At 54.9% G+C, this 15,886-nt stretch carries 13 protein-coding genes; 10 read left to right on the top strand and 3 right to left on the bottom strand.

What is annotated here, in order from left to right; all coding sequences use genetic code 11:
* Positions 1–3 precede the first annotated feature (3 nt).
* On the bottom strand, positions 4–2,748 hold the full coding sequence (locus CEE69_RS18030) for a PAS domain S-box protein (RefSeq protein WP_143549283.1): 2,745 nt from the start codon (positions 2,746–2,748) through the stop codon (positions 4–6).
* Entirely contained in the window at positions 2,745–7,964 is a 5,220-nt protein-coding gene (locus CEE69_RS18035) for a PAS domain S-box protein (RefSeq protein ID WP_099262023.1), read from the bottom strand. Before CEE69_RS18035 ends, CEE69_RS18030 begins: the two co-directional genes overlap by 4 nt.
* A 538-nt stretch (positions 7,965–8,502) precedes the next feature.
* Between CEE69_RS18035 and CEE69_RS32075 the strand changes: the two genes are divergently transcribed.
* The 4 genes from CEE69_RS32075 (at position 8,503) to CEE69_RS18055 (ending at position 10,034) form a co-directional block, all read left to right on the top strand.
* Positions 8,503–8,682, top strand: a complete 180-nt coding sequence (locus CEE69_RS32075) for a hypothetical protein (RefSeq protein WP_143549284.1) — start codon at positions 8,503–8,505, stop codon at positions 8,680–8,682.
* Positions 8,683–8,748: 66 nt separating this feature from the next.
* Complete coding sequence (locus CEE69_RS18045; RefSeq protein ID WP_099262025.1) at positions 8,749–8,955, top strand: CsbD family protein; 207 nt, start codon at positions 8,749–8,751, stop codon at positions 8,953–8,955.
* A gap of 146 nt (positions 8,956–9,101) precedes the next feature.
* A complete protein-coding gene (locus CEE69_RS18050) occupies positions 9,102–9,437 on the top strand; it encodes a cupin domain-containing protein (RefSeq protein WP_099262026.1) in 336 nt (111 codons plus the stop codon).
* A gap of 153 nt (positions 9,438–9,590) precedes the next feature.
* Positions 9,591–10,034: a GNAT family N-acetyltransferase gene (locus tag CEE69_RS18055; RefSeq protein WP_099262027.1), complete on the top strand. Its 444-nt coding sequence runs from the start codon at positions 9,591–9,593 to the stop codon at positions 10,032–10,034.
* 91 nt (positions 10,035–10,125) lie between these two features.
* On the opposite strand, the gene CEE69_RS18060 is transcribed toward CEE69_RS18055, so the two are convergent.
* Positions 10,126–11,721: a tetratricopeptide repeat protein gene (locus CEE69_RS18060; RefSeq protein ID WP_099262028.1), complete on the bottom strand. Its 1,596-nt coding sequence runs from the start codon at positions 11,719–11,721 to the stop codon at positions 10,126–10,128.
* 247 nt (positions 11,722–11,968) lie between these two features.
* Here CEE69_RS18060 and CEE69_RS18070 point away from each other — a divergent pair, with 247 nt between their 5' ends.
* From CEE69_RS18070 to CEE69_RS18095, 6 genes are all read left to right on the top strand, one after another.
* Positions 11,969–13,138 carry a hypothetical protein gene (locus CEE69_RS18070; protein WP_233215364.1) on the top strand — a complete coding sequence of 390 codons (1,170 nt, stop codon included), beginning with the start codon at positions 11,969–11,971 and terminating at the stop codon, positions 13,136–13,138.
* Positions 13,139–13,340: 202 nt separating this feature from the next.
* Entirely contained in the window at positions 13,341–13,718 is a 378-nt protein-coding gene (locus CEE69_RS18075; protein WP_099262030.1) for a hypothetical protein, read from the top strand.
* A gap of 86 nt (positions 13,719–13,804) precedes the next feature.
* A complete protein-coding gene (locus CEE69_RS18080; RefSeq protein ID WP_099262031.1) occupies positions 13,805–14,506 on the top strand; it encodes a hypothetical protein in 702 nt (233 codons plus the stop codon).
* A gap of 262 nt (positions 14,507–14,768) precedes the next feature.
* Positions 14,769–14,936, top strand: coding sequence for a DUF1328 domain-containing protein (locus CEE69_RS18085; RefSeq protein ID WP_008671969.1), 168 nt, complete (start codon positions 14,769–14,771; stop codon positions 14,934–14,936).
* A gap of 78 nt (positions 14,937–15,014) precedes the next feature.
* On the top strand, positions 15,015–15,368 hold the full coding sequence (locus CEE69_RS18090) for a hypothetical protein (protein WP_099262032.1): 354 nt from the start codon (positions 15,015–15,017) through the stop codon (positions 15,366–15,368).
* Between the two features lie 59 nt (positions 15,369–15,427).
* A complete protein-coding gene (locus CEE69_RS18095) occupies positions 15,428–15,865 on the top strand; it encodes a hypothetical protein (protein WP_099262033.1) in 438 nt (145 codons plus the stop codon).
* The last annotated feature ends 21 nt before the right edge of the window (positions 15,866–15,886 follow it).

The following is a 15,886-nucleotide window of genomic DNA, read 5'->3' on the forward strand; positions in this document are numbered from 1 at the left end:
GATCTAGGTGGTCAGGCGGGCAATCATTTGAATCAGCTTCTGTTGATCCAACGGTTTGGTGGTGTAGTCGGTGCAACCCGCCGCCAAGCATTCTTCGCGGTCGCTCTTCATCGCGTTGGCGGTCAAAGCGATGATCGGCAATTTGCATTTGCGCCGTCGGAGTTCGGTGGTGGCTTCGTATCCATCCATGACCGGCATTTGCATGTCCATCACGATCAAGTCGACCGGCGGTGAGTCGGGCGATTCAATGAAGTCGATCGCCTCCTGTCCGTTTGTTGCTGTGTAAACCGTGCTGCCCGCTTTCTCGATGAAGTGTTGGGCCAAATAACGGATGTCCCTTCGGTCATCGACCACTAAAACACTGGTCGACAGCTGAATCTCTGGCTGAGGTTTTTCGACAGTTGGTAGGCTGTTGAGGTTGGGTTGGACCAGTTTGCCGCTGGCGTTGACCTTCAAGCACAAGGTGAACCGGCTGCCCTTGCCAGGTTGACTAGAAACATCGATTTGGCCGCCCAACGCGTGCGACAATCGACGACAGATGGTGAGTCCCAATCCCGTTCCACCGTACGACCGGGTCGAAGTGCTATCGACTTGCGTGAACGGTTCGAACAAGGTGTCCAGTTTGTCCGGCGAAATGCCGACACCGGTGTCAATCACATCGAAGTTCAACAGCTTGGATCGCTCGTCATAGCGGATGTGCAGTCGCACTTCGCCATCGTTGGTGAACTTGATCGCGTTGCCAAGCAGATTCAAAAGGATCTGACGCAACCGAATCGCGTCGGTGCGAATGGTTTCCGGAATGGGGCCGGCAAATTCAACTTTGAGTGGCAGGTCCTTTTCCGCGGCTCGAACGTCCATCAAAGATCGGATGTCGCCCACGATGGTATCCGGCCGAACGGATTGCATCTGCAGGTCCATTTTGCCCGCATCGATTTTAGATAGATCCAAGATGTCGTTGATGATCGCCAGCAAGAAATTCCCGTTTCGCCGGATCGTTTCCACGACCAACAAGTTGTCCGGATCCTTCAAGTGATCGTTCAGAATGTCAGCGTGACCAAGGATGGCCGACATCGGTGTTCGGATTTCATGCGACATGTTGGCCAGGAACTCGCCGCGAGAACGGTTGGCCATCTCAGCAGTTTGTTTAGCGCGTTGCAGCGATTGTTCGAAAACCTTGCGGTCAGTGATGTCTTGAACCGTGCCGACGCGGCGGACAACGTGACGATCTTGTTCGATACCTTCGCGAAACGTGCGGCCGGTATCGACGAGCCAGCGAGTTTCGCCATCGGGCCGAATGACGCGAAACTCAACCGAGTGGCGATCGGGGCCATCCGCTGCCATGGATTGCTGCAAAGCTTCTCGGAATTGATCGCGATCTTCCGGATGCACCAACATCTCATAGCGGTTTTCATCCGCGATACCGTCCGGTGGCAGGCCAAGGATGCGAAACAGCTCATCGGACCAAATGTCTTGGGAGCCCGTGGTCGTGATGTCATAGGTTCCGAAACCGGTCGTTTCAGCTGCCAATCGAAGCCGGCTTTCACTGGCTTCGATATCTGAGGCACGTTGGCGAAGTGATTCTTCGGCCAAATGGCGGTCGTGCACATCGATCACACTTCCGATGTATCCCTCGAATTCGCCTTTGGAGCCGAACTTGGGCCGGCCCGCATCGATGGCCCACCGATAGCTTCCGTCGGCGTTTTGAAGTCGGAAATCATGTTCGAATGGTTTGCGTTGATTCAGCGCCGAGAAGATGAGTCGACGAGCGTCATCTCGGTCGTCCGGATGAACCATTTCCAACCAACCGATGCCCGTGCCTTCGACTTGAGATTGCCCGGTGTAGTCTTGCCAGCCACGCGATAGAAATGTGCAGGAGTGATCGGTGTCGGTCACCCACAACATCGCCGGAGCAGCGTCCGTCATTTCGCGAAAATACTGCTCTCGACGACGGATGGATTCAGCGACTTGTTCGTGTTCGGTGGCGTCGTAGAAATAGCACACCACTCCAAATTGGCCGTTGGGAAGCGTCGTGCGTTCGATTTCCCATTCGTAGGATTCGACTTGGTCGGTGTCGTTTCGATTCTCAACGAAAGCGGGTGCCTGATAGGGTTCACCGGTTTTGAGTGTGTGCTTGAAGTGTTCCACGATCTCCGCGGCGAAGTCCTCACGCCAAAGCGTGAACATGATTTCCTCGAAGTCATGACCTTCGATCGGTCTGAACTGAGAGAAAACTTCGCGAGCGCCCTTGCTGACATAACGCATCGCCAGCGTGTCATCGACAACGTAGATCCCAAACGGACTGTTTTGAACCAAGTTCTCGAACGTTTCTTGTGATCGCTTGAGGCTGTCTTCGGCGTTCTTTTTGTGAGTGATGTCAACGGCGGCCAGAAGCGACGAGACCGGCGTTTGTTTCCCGTCGCGTTCCTCGAAAACGACCTTCTTCCGAATGCTGAGCCAACGCACTTCTCCGTTTTGACGGATAATGCGATGCTCCATCGAGAATTCACCCGCACCATTCGGGTCCAGTGATTCGGCGACATGCCGATTAATGGCAGGTGCATCCTCGGGATGAAACTTGGCGTGGACCGTCTGCCGATCAACTTGCTGGCCGGGAGGTAGCTCGAACAACCGCGCAGCTTGCTGGTCGGCGGATGCGAGTCCGGTCTCATAGTCGATGTGGATGACGCCCATGGACGACATCGACAAAGCCAAACGCAGTTGTTGTTCGGTGGTGGTCAGCTCGCTCATGTCAAATTGCTGACCAACCGTAGAAGTTTCGCAGCGTCGATCGGTTTGCTGAGGTAATCGTTGCAGCCCGCCTTCAAGCACAGGTTCATGTCGCCCTGCATCGCGTCTGCGGTCAGAGCGATGATGGGAGCATCGTAACCGAGTTCTCGAAGCTTTCTCGCGGTCGCGTATCCGTCCAAGTTCGGCATCTGCATATCAAGGATGATGACGTCGGGGCAATGTTCAACTTTCATGTCCTCGATGATCTTGTCAACAGCTTGTTGCCCGTCGGCGCATTCCTCAACCGTCGCGCCCGCTTTGGTCAAAATGTGGCGACTGAGGAAGCGAATGTCGCGACGGTCATCCACCACCAACGCGTAGCAATTCAATTCAATCTTCTCTGCTGGCGATTCGTCCGAACGATCAGCGAGTTCCTCTTGTGGTTGTGAGTGATCCACCATGGGAACATCCGCCAAGTCGCCAGGGAAGACACTCAGTGTGAACGTGCTGCCCTTCCCCAGGTCGCTTTGAAACGAAATGGTGCCACCCAGCATTTCTGCCAACCGCCGGCTGATCGTCAATCCCAGACCTGTTCCGCCAAACGTCCGGCTGACGCTGGAGTCACCCTGTGAGAACGGTTGGAACAGTTGCTCTTGTTGTTCAGGTGCAATCCCAATGCCAGTGTCAATCACATCGACGCACAAACGAACTGGGTTGGAATCCATGCGAACCACCAGTCGAACGTTCCCGTCCGGAGTGAACTTAATCGCGTTGCCGACCAAGTTGATGAGAACTTGTTTGAGACGTTTTGAATCCGATCGGATTTGGGAAGGAATCTTTTGCCCGTAGTTGACTGTCAGCTCCAGCCCGGCTTCTGTGGCCCGGACTTCCATGATGCTTCGAACATCCTCGATCAAGTGCGCCGGATCGAATGCCTCGTTCTCAACATCGAGTTTGCCCGCTTCGATTTTCGACAAGTCCAAAATGTCGTTGATGATGTCCAATAAATAGTCGCCATTTCGGCGAATGGTTTGGAGGTGATGCTGGCCTTCGGAGTCGTGAATGAGATCTTGCAGCAATTCCGCGTATCCCAAAATCGCAGTCATCGGTGTGCGGATTTCGTGAGACATGTTCGCGAGGAACGCACTCTTGGATGCGCTAGCTTCGGTGGCTCGTCGCTCGCTCTCACGCAGGGTTTCCGCCTGCACGTGTTCTTGGGTTGAATCCCAATTCACACCGTACATGCGAGTGACCTTTCCGGTTTTCCCGCGGACCACTTCGCCCATTCCGGTGATCCAACGCATCTTCCCGTCGGGGCGAACGATCCGGAACTCGATCTCATAGTCGCAATTCCCCTCGATTGCGTCTTGCCAGTGCCGTTTCAACGCTTCGAGATCATCGGGATGCGTCAACGAAAAACCGAGTTCGGAGCTGGCTTTCTGATCGTCTGACAGACCAAACAGTTCGTACATCTCTTTGGTCCAGAAACATTTCTTGGGTGTCCATTCCCAAGCGGCCATCCCGCCCGCTCGCAAAGCCATTTGCATCCGTCTCGAAGCGTTCTTTTTGGCCTGTTCGGAACGGACGCGATCGCTCACGTCGCGAACGATGCCAACATATTTGTGGTCGCCCGACAAAGACGTTTCACTCACCGACAAATCCAAATCAAAGGTGGATCTATCTTTACGTTGACCAATCACCTGTCGCTGATGGCCGATGATGTGACGCTGGCCCGTTTGTTCGTAAGTCTGCAAATAGCCGTCGTGCTCGCTGTGTTCCGGTTCGGGCATCAGCATTTTGATGTTGTTGCCAACCAGTTCATCGACCTCGTAGCCAAAGATTCTGGTGGCCGCGACATTGACCGAGTTGATGGTTCCTCGACGATCGATCGTGATGATGCCATCCACCGCAGTGTTGAAGATGGCCTCCAGCCGAACTGCGACTTCTTGTTGTTCAAGCTCCGCCTTTTTGCGATCGCGAATGTCAACGCCTGAGGGAATCAGGTACTCGATGTTGCCGTTGTCATCGAACACCGGCGCGATCATGAAGTCAATCATCACGCCGTCGTCGCCATGTGCGAACAACGACACATCGTATCGCACGGGTTCACCTTGGAACGCTCGCTGCATCGCGTCTCGCATTTGCTGCGCAACGTCGGGGTCGTAGCTCCACCATGGTGCCTCATGAAATGGTTTGCCGATGACGTCTTTGCGGTGAACCCTCGCGTATTCCAGTGATCGGTCGTCGACTTCCAGCAACATTCCGTTGCGATCAATCACGCCCACCAAGCCGAGTTGATTGTTGATCACACGACGCAGGTGTGCTTCGCGATCAACAAGCTCCAGACGGCTTTGCTTTTGATCGTGAACGTCGATGTTCATGCCGACCCAACGATTGACCGTTCCATCGGGACGACGTTGAGGTGCCGTGCGGACTTGGAACCATCGGTATTCGCCGTGGCGGTTTCGCAGGCGATATTCCATCACGAGCGGGCGATCTTTGGCGACCGCCTCTGTCCACACCTTTTGAGTCAATTCACGATCATCGGGATGAATCGCGTCGAGCCAGCCGAAGCCGAGCCATTGATCCAAGGTTTGTCCCGTGTATTCACGCCAACTTGGTGAATCAGAATCGGCGACACCATCCGTATTGGCGATCCAAACGATTTGAGCCGAGGCCCGGACGAGTGATTGAAACAGCTCTTCGCTTTCTCGGAGCTGCGTCACGTCGGTGAACGTCAGCACAATGCCATCGTGGTCGCCCAAGTGCGACCGATAGGGCAGCACCCGACGAATGAACGCTTTTCCAGAATGAGCGACGACGGTGTCTTCGACGCCGTCCGCCTGCACCAACTGATCCCAGTTCGGAAGCGGCGGCATGTTGTGAACATTGGGGACGATTTGTGTCAGCGGCCGTCCGACGTCCGTTGCAATCAAACCGTAGATTTCGGTTGCGGCTGGCGTGAAGCTTCGAATCGACAGATCGTCATCCAAGAAGATGGTGGCGATTCGCGTGCTACGCAACAAGTTTTCCAGGTCCGCGTTGGCGCGAGCAACCGCTTCGCTGCTGCTTCGGATTTCTTCTTTCGAATTCTCCAAGTTGTCGTTGGCCGTCTGCAAGCCTCGGTTCATGGCGAGCATCTCGTCGTAAGACGATTTCAGCTCTTCGTTGGTGGCCTCCATCTCCTGCATCGAACGTTCGAGGTCCTCGCGGGTTGCTGCAAGTTCTCGTTCGAGTTGCTCAATCAATCGTTGGGCGTCTTCGTTCGATCCCTTGGAAAGCTCCGACGTCGTTGACCCATCCTGCTTGTTATCACTCGCAGGAACGGGAGGTCCAAAGTTTTGGAAAACCACCATGAACAAATCGGCTTCGTGACCCAACCCCATCATGGGCTGGATGGTCAACTTCACTCGTTGGTTGCCCTCGTCGCAGCGAACCGAAAGATCATCGCGAACGACCCGGCGGCGGTTGGTTTTGGCTTCCGCGAATGCACTTCGAAGTCCGATGCGTAGCCCGCGGCGAGCCATCGCGATCAGGTTGTTTTGAAATGAGCCTTCGCCGCTGGACAGGTACGGGCTGGTGTCGGAAAGCGAACAGACGACCTGGCCTTCGATATCCACCACCAGCGATTTGGGAGCGAACTCGTCCAAGATGATCCGCTGCAGTACCTGATGAACTTCCTGGTTGTCGTCGACCTGGGGAACGATCGCTGCGGGCCGGGCCGCTTCGACCGAGCTGAGGAAACTGCGGGAGTCACCTGTTGCGACAACGGTTGCAGTTCCTCTGCGTTGATTGATTCGGTGATTCGTGTCGACACTGCGAAATAGTTCACCGTGCGTCGAGATGGACTCGCTCGGTCCAAGGAAAAGATATCCGTTGGGTCGCAGAGCGTAGTGAAACAGCGGAATGAGTTTTTTCTGCAAATGCGGCCCCAAATAGATCAACAGATTCCGACATGAAATCAAATCTTGTCGCGAGAACGGGGCGTCGCTGATGAGGTTGTGCAGAGAGAAGAGGATGGATTCTCGCAGATTCCTTTTGACGTGAAATCGCTTGCCGCGTTTGACAAAGAATCGCTTCAATCTCGCCTCGGATATGTTTTCGCTGATCCCGAGTGGGTAAACACCTTGCCGAGCAATTGCCAACGCACGCTCATCGATGTCGCTGGCGATGATTTGAAAAGAAGGAAGAGACTCGTTGGACAGCTTGTCGCCGTTTTGAGTCTGCAGGCGATCCAAATATTCATGGCACAGAATGGCGAGGGTGTAGGCTTCCTCACCAGTCGCGCATCCGGGAACCCATATTCGGACCGGGTCGTTTGCAGGTCGTCCTTCAAAAATCTTGGGGATTACTTCGCCAGCTAGCCTCGCGAAGGATGCAGGGTCCCGAAAGAACTCGGTGACACCAATCAACAATTCGCGAAAGAGATTTTGAGTCTCTTCCTGATCGTCACGCATCCGATTCATGTATTCGGCGATGTGAGGGATCTGCAGGACTTGCATTCGCCTCAGAATTCGCCGAGTCAGTGTGCCGGTTTTGTAGTGTCTGAAATTGTGCTTGGTCGCGCTGTACAGAATCTCTGCGACTTCGGGAATGGATCGTTCGATTTGTTCGAGCATCGATCCGCTCGCCAGTTCGTCCGACTGCTGCTTGAGATAGCGAACGTAGTCTTTCAGTTCATGCGAGATCTTCTCCGGTGAGAGCACATGATCAGCCACGCCGGTGGTCGCGGCGTTTCGAGGCATCGAATCAAATTTTGCCGAACCGGATGTTTGGGCAAACGTCATCCCTCCCGCGTCGCTGATGGATTTCAAACCCAGCGTTCCATCGGTGCCCATACCGGACAGAATTACACCAACGCCCTGTTCGCCTTGTGTATCCGCAATGGAATGAAAGAAGTGGTCGATCGGCGTCGCAAAGTTTCCTTCGGTGGCTTGTTTCAGCATCAACCGGGAACCGCTGCTGATGGTGAGCAGGCTGTTGGGTGGGCAGAGATAGACCGTGTTGGGTTTCAGTTGTTTGCGAGACTTCAGTTCGACAATTTGAAGGGGAGTCACACTCGCCAGTTCACCGGCTTGGGGCGAGTGCAATTCCGATGAATCATGGGCGACAAACACCACGGCCAAGTCAGGTGAGTCGCCCAGCGACGCCAAAAGTTCTCTCAGGGCTTCGATTCCGCCCGCGCCTGCGCCCACTCCGACGACCAGTGGTTTGGGGACCGGTTGTGGATCGCTCAATGGAAATGTCTCTCCCGACCCGCACTCACCGCCGGCAAGTAGTTCAGTCGTGGGGCGTGGGCGGTTGGCATGGTTTCAGTTCGACGCGTTTCAGAAGTCGTGGAAACCTCTCAAACAACCTCGCTAGGCGAACGTTCAATTTGGCTTGATTGGAAGCGACGGGCCCGTTTGGGTCAATCGATTGAGAGGTGTAAATCGCGTGTCCGACGCGCACTCTGCACAGTATCCCAGACGAACAATGACCACCGCAGATGGAGCGGACGATCCACATCCTTGTTCGTTTTCCGATCAATCGACTCGTTGCGGCAGTTGCATCACCTCGAGGGAGAAACCGATCGATCCAGCGAGATATCGCACAGATTCCCAAACTTGAGAGCGGCGGGGAGTGGTTGGATTCACTCAAACAGCAACCGGTTGTATGAGTGAACCATTTTGGCATTCCATTCGCGTCAGCGTGTTTACTCTCGAGACGCCGTTGTGGCTTTGGCCGACAGGTTGCCTCGATCGTCATCAACAGCGCATACCCAAAGGGCCAACCATGAGACAACCACGTGATGTCGTTCATTTTCTATTGCTGACCGCAGCCATGGTGGCTGGTTTCATCGTTTCCGGTTGCGACAACAAAGAAACCGTGCTGGACGTTGAGACACCCGACGGCGGTATGGAAGTCACCCGTGACCTCGACGATGGCAGCTTGAGTGTGGACGTCGAAGAATAGAAATCACCAGAACCCCGAGCAGCACTCGTTTGTGCGAGTTCGGAAGAACCATCCTCTAGGAGAATTGTGATGAATTGGGACCAAATCGAAGGCAAGTGGAAACAAGTCAAAGGCCAAGCTCAACAACAGTGGGGAGACTTGACGGATGACGATCTTGATCGCGTCGATGGCAAACGTGAAGAGCTGGTCGGCGTCGTTCAAGAACGCTACGGACTAGCAAAAGACGAAGCCGAAAAGCAAGTCTCTGAGTTTGAGAGTTCATGCAGTTGTTGAGTCGAGCTTAGCTGGTCACTCATCAAGGCGGAATTTCGCATTCCGCATCTGATATTCCGAATGGGTCGCGTCGACTTTGGTCGTCCGCGACCTTTCTCCGTGCTGTGAAGGCACACCGTTCCAATCAAAACGTAATTGAGTGAACAATGGACATTCCACAAATCACGCCCAAGTCGGACGCCGAACAAGGTGCGATGGGGCAGATTTATCTTGCGACTGGAAAGCAAGTCGCACTTCGACGCTGGGAGGAAAGCCCGGGCGGTTTCAGCAAACCAACCACTCGTGATTACGAAGCCGTTGGCTATTTGCTGAAAGGTGCAATGGAGTTGGAGTTCGACGGTGGTACCGCGAAACTCGATGTCGGTGACTCGTGGCTTGTCCCTGCAGGAGCCATCCACCGGTATCGGGTCGTCGAATCCATCGTCGCGATTGAGGCCACCAGTCCACCAGCTCGCTTTGGTGATCGGGACCAACCTGCGTGATGCAGTTCGAAGCGATTCGTGGTCGTGACGAAGTGTGAGCGAACCTGGAAGTCCGCCCTGCTATCTTGTCTCGGGTGTTTCTTCACCTCACAAGCTCGTCGTTGTTCGTTTCTCGAACGCGGCTGAGCAGATCACCCTTTACAGTCTCGTCGCATGGCCATCCGATACAGCATCGATTTCAAGTTGACCTCGGAGCAGTTCATTGATCTGCTGAAACGATCCACCTTGGCCGAACGCCGCCCAGTCGACGATGAGCCAAGGATTCGTGAGATGTTGGCCCACGCGGATGTGCTTGTCACGGCTCACTGGGTCGACGATCCAGTGGTGGTTGATCCAGAAACACCCGGCAAGCTGATCGGGGTTTCGCGAGCGATCTCCGACCACGCTTACTGCACCTACCTGTCGGACCTTGCCGTGGATGTCGAGTACCAGGGGCAAGGGATCGGTCGCGAATTGATTCGTCTGACTCACGAGGTGGCTGGCCATCAAACCCGGCTGATTTTGTTGTCAGCACCGGCCGCGGAAACGTACTACCCGCACGTTGGTATGCAGCCGCATAATTCTTGCTGGATGATTCCGCCAACCGATGAATCTTAGTCGAGCGGCGCAATTCGCCCGGTGCGTCGCCAGATGACTCGCGCCATCCCGTTCTACACTTGGAACAACTAAGTCGCGTCCGAAGGTGTCGCTAGCGTTTGAATCCGATCAGCACACCGACTTCCGATCGTTCGGTGTCGAAGTCTTCATTGTCCGATGCAAATCGGTCGTGACCCGCTACGGCGGAGATCGACAGTTGCTCGGTGAGTTGATAGCTCAGCTTTCCGTGGACTCGCCAAAAGATCTCGTCGCGACCGATCGGATCGGTGAAGTCGGGGTAGTTGCGATAGCCCACGCCCCAGGTCGGGGTGAATTTCCAGCGGTCGCTGATTTGCCAGTCCGTTGAACCGTGCAGATTGATGGAGAGATACCGATAGTCATCGCCTTTGGTGTTGGCGTATTCCAAATCGGTTCCAAGAGCGACCATCGGCAATGCTTCCCAAGGGGTGCGTTTGAAGTGGCTGGCACCAAACGTCAGCGTCGTTCCATCGAGTGAGGTTTGCGCGGGGGTTGCACCGTCGTCTTCAAAGTTGGATTGCGCAATCGTGGTGTATCCATACCAAGCGTTCAAGTCAGGTCGAATCACGGTGAACGAGGCTGTTCCCGCGTGTCGGTCACCGACTTGGTTGCCATCGAAGAAGTCGTTGGAGAACACGTACTCCATTCGGCCAATCACTTCGTTTCCGCCGAACAGAAAGTCTCGTTCCGCGAAGGCACCGGGTTGAAAACTGGCCAGGTTGAACTCCTGGAATTGGCTTTCGTTCGCGGTGAAGTAACCACGAAACATCATCCCCGCTCGAGAATTTTCGCGGCGTACCAATTTCCAATCCAGGTCGGGGCTGGCGAACCACTGAAAGCTGGCTTGTTCGTCTTGCGCGAGATCGCGGCTGATCGGCGTCAGGGTGACGTTGGTGTTGTAGAGCAATCCGGTTTCCAAAAAGATTCGGAAGGGACTGGTTGACGCCTCCGCTTCGCTCTCGAGTTGTCGCAATCGGTTCTCGAGGTCGTCCGAACCGTCAAAGGTTTGGATTTCGTAGCCGACGGTTTGTGTTGGAGCACCGTCAAAGTTTGGCGGTGCGGGAAGCTCGTTGGCACGAGTCACATTGGCTGGGTCGGATGTCATCCAATCCATCGCCGATCGTTGGTTGGGTTGTTCTGTGCTCGCGGCGGGTGCGCCGAGTTGTGCCAAGGCTGGTGCTGGAGCCTGGATTCCCATCTCGCGGACTTGATCCGCGTAGGTGCTCGAAGGAGCAATTTTCAGCACCTCTTGCAGATGCGAACGCGCCGCTTCGGGCCGGGAGATGTCGCTGAGCAACTGACCAAGGTCAAAGTGAGCTGCCGCATTGAACGGATCGAGCTCCAACGCCTTGCGATTCGACTCGATGGAGGAATCCACGTCGCCGAGTGCTTTCTGCATTCGTCCCAAGGTTCGCCATGAATCGGAATGGTTGGGATTGGTCGCGACTTTTTGTTGCAGCATCGCCAGCATCCGCAGTTGAGCAGGACTCGGCTGCTTCAGTGGCGGTTTATCATTGGCCGCGGCGGGATCGGACGTGGCTGAAGGTTGCGACGCGGCTTGGAATTCTGGGGCGGTGAAATCTTGGGCGGTCGCGGCACATTGGACCGAAATAAACCCCATCCAGGTGGTCAATGCGAGAGATCGGAGATGGCCGTTGAGGTCATTCATGCACGGATCGAGCGAACGCTGCCTAGTTGAGTCGTCAAACCGATGTCATCGCGGAAAGCACTGCAAATTCATCTAGAAATTTGCGTCTTAGATTGCGTACTTTGCGGCCGGTCAGAGGGTGAACGTCTGTTTGCTCATGATTGGTATCAATTGACGTTGGCCGGTTGCCACCCCGATTCACGACGGTCGTGTGAGTGGGTGCGATGGAAGGCAAGCGTCAGGCAATTAAATGGAGTTGAACTCACCGATGAAACGTCACTCAACAAAAGCTCTGACAATCGCTTGCATGCTGTGCTCCGGAGGAGCCGTTCAAGCCCAAGGATTGGATGGAGCACTTTCGCGTGTTCGCGGACAAGTCCAGCAAAACGTTCAAACCCAAGTTCAGCAACGAGTCCAAGCTCGAGTGCAGAGCCAGGTTCAAGCAAACGTTCAAAGCCAAGTGCAACAACGCGTTCAAGCGAACGTTGCCAACGGTGTTCAAGCTCGCGTCGGAAGCCAGATCGAAGCCGCTGCCCAAACCGCCGCTGGCTTGGCCGCACGTGCTCAGGCACGAGCCAATGCAACCGCCGATCGTGCATCGCAAACCAACGTTGATGCCAATGCGAACGTCCAAGTCAACGTGAACGCAAACGCCAATGTTGCCGGTTCCCAATCGCGTACCTCGGCCGGGTTTGCATCGTCGACGCGAATCGCCGCCAAACCGATTCAGATCAGCGTTGCGGAAGTTCAAGCCTACGATTCCGTCTTTGGCCAGTTCAACCCACTCCGCACATCAGCCGTTTTGAATACCGCCGCTGCGGTTCGTCAAAATGCGACTGCCCAAGCCGCCAACGCTCCGTCTTCGAGCGAAGCTCAGCCAAGTTCAACTGGCCCAACCAGCACACCTTCGGAAAGCCCTTCGACACCAGAGACAGCTTCGCCTGAAACTCCCAATGCATCCGACGTCGCTGGTTCGACTTTCAGCGGCGCGTTCAGCCAAGTTGCTCAGGGACAAACCGGTGCTTCCAATGGTCAATCCGTTCGTGGGAACGGTCAAGCTGCTGGGAACTTCGGCGTCGCAGGCGTGTTGGCTTCCAACGTCGACTTCTCGTCGATGATCGCGGTTGCTGCTCGTCAACGCCAAGCGGAAATTGCTCAAATGCGTGACCAAGCCTTGGCTTCGGCAAACGCGGAACTGCTCGCACAAGCTGACGCGATGGAAGCTCGCTTGAACGCTTTCGCATCGGCTCAACAAGAGGCGATGGCATCGACACAAACCAAGGTTCAATCGTTCCAAGCGAACGCGGCCAACAAAGTCGGATCAACCGCCGAACTGAACGTCAACGGTTCAGTCCAAGGACAAGCCGGCGCCACCGCAGCTGGCCAAGCCGAAGCCAGTGCCGCGAGCAACGCCAGTTCGACTGGATCCATTCGCTAGTGATCTCTGGCCGGTTCTCCGGTCAAAGTCATGATCGCTTTGAAAGGCGGGAGTTCAGCTTCCGCCTTTTTTGCTGCGCTGACCGAATTCGTTTTCGTTGGTACGCAAATTGCCTTGGTGAAGGTCGATCGCTCGCGTTTGGCGAGCAATGAGAACGGTCCCCTCACAAGGGCCGAGTACCCTTCACACTAGGAATGAAACCATGAAATCGATCACAGCATTTTTGTTGGCCGCCTGCATGATGGTTGCCGTTGGTTGCGATGAGTCCGCCTTTGACGAAGAAGCAGATGCTCTCCGCAACGCAACCCAGCAGCAAGCCGAAGACATCCGCGATTCGTCGCAAAACGCCGCGGAAAACATTCGCGATCAAGCTCAGATGAAGGCCGAAAGCATCCGCAACCAAGCTGATAACGCTCCGGATGCAACGGAAGACGCAGCCGAAGACCGAGCTGATATGATTGAAGAACGAGGCGAAACCGCCGCCGACCAGAAGGAAAACCTCGGCGAGAAGAAAGCCGACTCACTGGAAGAAGCTGGCGAAAATGAAGCCGATCGTCTCGAGGAAATCGAAGTCGAATGATTGACCGCCATCTCGGTGGATTGAACCATGCAAATGCTTGGTGGTCGTTTGGCCACCAAGCATTTTTTATTTGAGAGAGCAACTCAATGAATCATCCCTTTGGAACCCCGACCCGCATGATATTGGCGGCCGTCGTGATTTTGCTGTTTGTCGTGAGTGCAACGTTCGCTTTTCTATCGCTCAGCACGGTGGAGCACCTCGCCACTGGATCGGCCGAGAAAACCATCTTGGTCGAATGCGAATTTGATAAGTTCCGCCAGATCATGGTCCGTAAAAATGCGACCGCTGCGATCGTGGGCCAGTCCGGCATGAGGTTAATCGACGAGAGCGTTGAAGACCTGCAACTCGATACCAGCCAAGATGATCGACCCATTCTCAATGCGATCCGCGGCCAATCAAAAGCCCAGGTGCAGGCGGTGAAGAAGCTGAGGGTGAGTTTAAATGATCCCCATATCACCGCAGATGAACTGACGCTGCGGCAGCGAGCCGATATCCAGCCGGATGCCATGAGTGTCGTCACTCAGTCGATCGCCGCAGCGGACAATCTGGAGTCCTACAAGACGACGCTTGATGCTCGGCCCAAAGGCAACCAGACCGAAGTCACCTTGTTAATTGCATTGGATGTCCGCGTGACGGTTCCCAAGGCATTCACCGGGCGTGCGGATCGAGAAGTCCAGCAGTCCGCCGTTGATGGCGTTGACGAGCAAGCAGATGGACTGCAGCGATTCGTGGCGGAGCACGCTGGTCAGCGATTCATTCTTCCCGAGTTTGGTAGTGGATCGGATTGATCCACTCCTGGCCGATTCGCGTTCGAATTCAACCAAGGACGCCTTGAATTGGTCGGTTACAATGCGGCGTGCGTCATTGGCGATCAAAACAGACCCGTTTTGTGGCCGCATCATGGGTGTGACGAGTGCTTTTCAAACTTCTAACTTAAATATCGATCGCTCTGATCGAATTCGGCACGGGAATCGCGTTTACCCAAGTTTCGATCGCGGAGAACACAACGTTGTGTTCTCTCAAAATGAATTGAAACTTGAGGAGAATACTATGTTGGGTTGGGCTTTGACGTTTTTGGTAATTGCTTTGATCGCCGCTGCTTTGGGCTTCGGTGGATTGGCCGGAACCGCTGCGATGGTTGCAAAGGTTTTGTTTGTCGTCTTCTTGGTGCTGTTCATTCTTGGCTTGGTCATGGGCCGTCGCGGACCAACTGTCTGAGCGAGGGCCATGGTCCGAAGTGACGCATCGTGAGCCGATGTGAATGGCTCTGTCACATCACCATTCAGGAATAGAGATATGGATCAGGAATTGAACCCACAGACCGACCAAGCGTTGAACGAGCTTGCCATGTTGATTTGCCAAGCGTTGGAAAACGATGGTGAAATGCTTGTCGAGAGACAGGACGGCTTGCTGAAAACGCTGGTCATGAGTGGACACACATGGAAGTCCGAGCGGACAGTCATGGAAGAAGTCGAACGCCGAGTAAAAGATCAGTGTGGCGAATCCGCCATGCATCGCGGTGGAGCGTTGACGTCATTGACTAGCCAAATGGGCGTCAAGCTTCAATCGCTCGCACGATGGGAATCGAAGTCCCCGTCGGAAGAAACGCCATCCAAACCTGCCAACATCAGCTCCGCTACGGACGCCTGATTCGGTGCAGTGAAGATGATGGCGGAAACACAATCATAGTCATCACAAAGGAAATAGAAATGTCGACGGAAACGAGCGTGGCAAACGGAGCGGATTGGACCCGCGTACGCTCAGCGATTCGCAATCGCTGGCCACAAATCAACGAAGAAGAGTTGTCCAAGTGCCCGAACGACGTGGCATGGCTGGTCGAATTCGTGCAGGGTCGCGTTGACACCGCTCAAGAGGAAGTTGAATCAGTCATTCACGAGTTCGCACCCCAAGAATCCCTCGTCGATCGGATCAGCCACAACACCGAAGACCAAGTCCGAAAGGCGAGCGAATCAGCACGGTTCGCTGTCATGCGAGCCGACGAATGCATCGCCGAGCGGCCAACTCAATCGGTGTTGGCGAGTTTTGTTGCCGGGGCATTGGTTGGTGTGACTGTCACCGCCTTGTGGTTTCGACAGCACCGCGAGCCAACCCGCTGGGAACGACTGAAAACCAAAACCTGGGGGTAGTCTGGCCTTGCTGTCGCGTTC

The sequence above is a fragment of the Rhodopirellula bahusiensis genome, assembly GCF_002727185.1.
Taxonomy (GTDB): Bacteria; Planctomycetota; Planctomycetia; order Pirellulales; family Pirellulaceae; genus Rhodopirellula; species Rhodopirellula bahusiensis.

Bases quoted from the DNA above. Each gene is read 5' to 3' on its own strand.
- CEE69_RS18075 (WP_099262030.1), top strand. From the start codon at position 13,341: ATGAAATCGATCACAGCATTTTTGTTGGCCGCCTGCATGATGGTTGCC.
- CEE69_RS18080 (WP_099262031.1), top strand. From the start codon at position 13,805: ATGAATCATCCCTTTGGAACCCCGACCCGCATGATATTGGCGGCCGTC.
- CEE69_RS18095 (WP_099262033.1), top strand. From the start codon at position 15,428: ATGTCGACGGAAACGAGCGTGGCAAACGGAGCGGATTGGACCCGCGTA.
- CEE69_RS18090 (WP_099262032.1), top strand. From the start codon at position 15,015: ATGGATCAGGAATTGAACCCACAGACCGACCAAGCGTTGAACGAGCTT.
- CEE69_RS18085 (WP_008671969.1), top strand. From the start codon at position 14,769: ATGTTGGGTTGGGCTTTGACGTTTTTGGTAATTGCTTTGATCGCCGCT.
- CEE69_RS18055 (WP_099262027.1), top strand. From the start codon at position 9,591: ATGGCCATCCGATACAGCATCGATTTCAAGTTGACCTCGGAGCAGTTC.
- CEE69_RS18050 (WP_099262026.1), top strand. From the start codon at position 9,102: ATGGACATTCCACAAATCACGCCCAAGTCGGACGCCGAACAAGGTGCG.
- CEE69_RS18060 (WP_099262028.1), bottom strand. From the start codon at position 11,721: ATGAATGACCTCAACGGCCATCTCCGATCTCTCGCATTGACCACCTGG.
- CEE69_RS18030 (WP_143549283.1), bottom strand. From the start codon at position 2,748: ATGAGCGAGCTGACCACCACCGAACAACAACTGCGTTTGGCTTTGTCG.
- CEE69_RS18070 (WP_233215364.1), top strand. From the start codon at position 11,969: ATGAAACGTCACTCAACAAAAGCTCTGACAATCGCTTGCATGCTGTGC.
- CEE69_RS32075 (WP_143549284.1), top strand. From the start codon at position 8,503: ATGAGACAACCACGTGATGTCGTTCATTTTCTATTGCTGACCGCAGCC.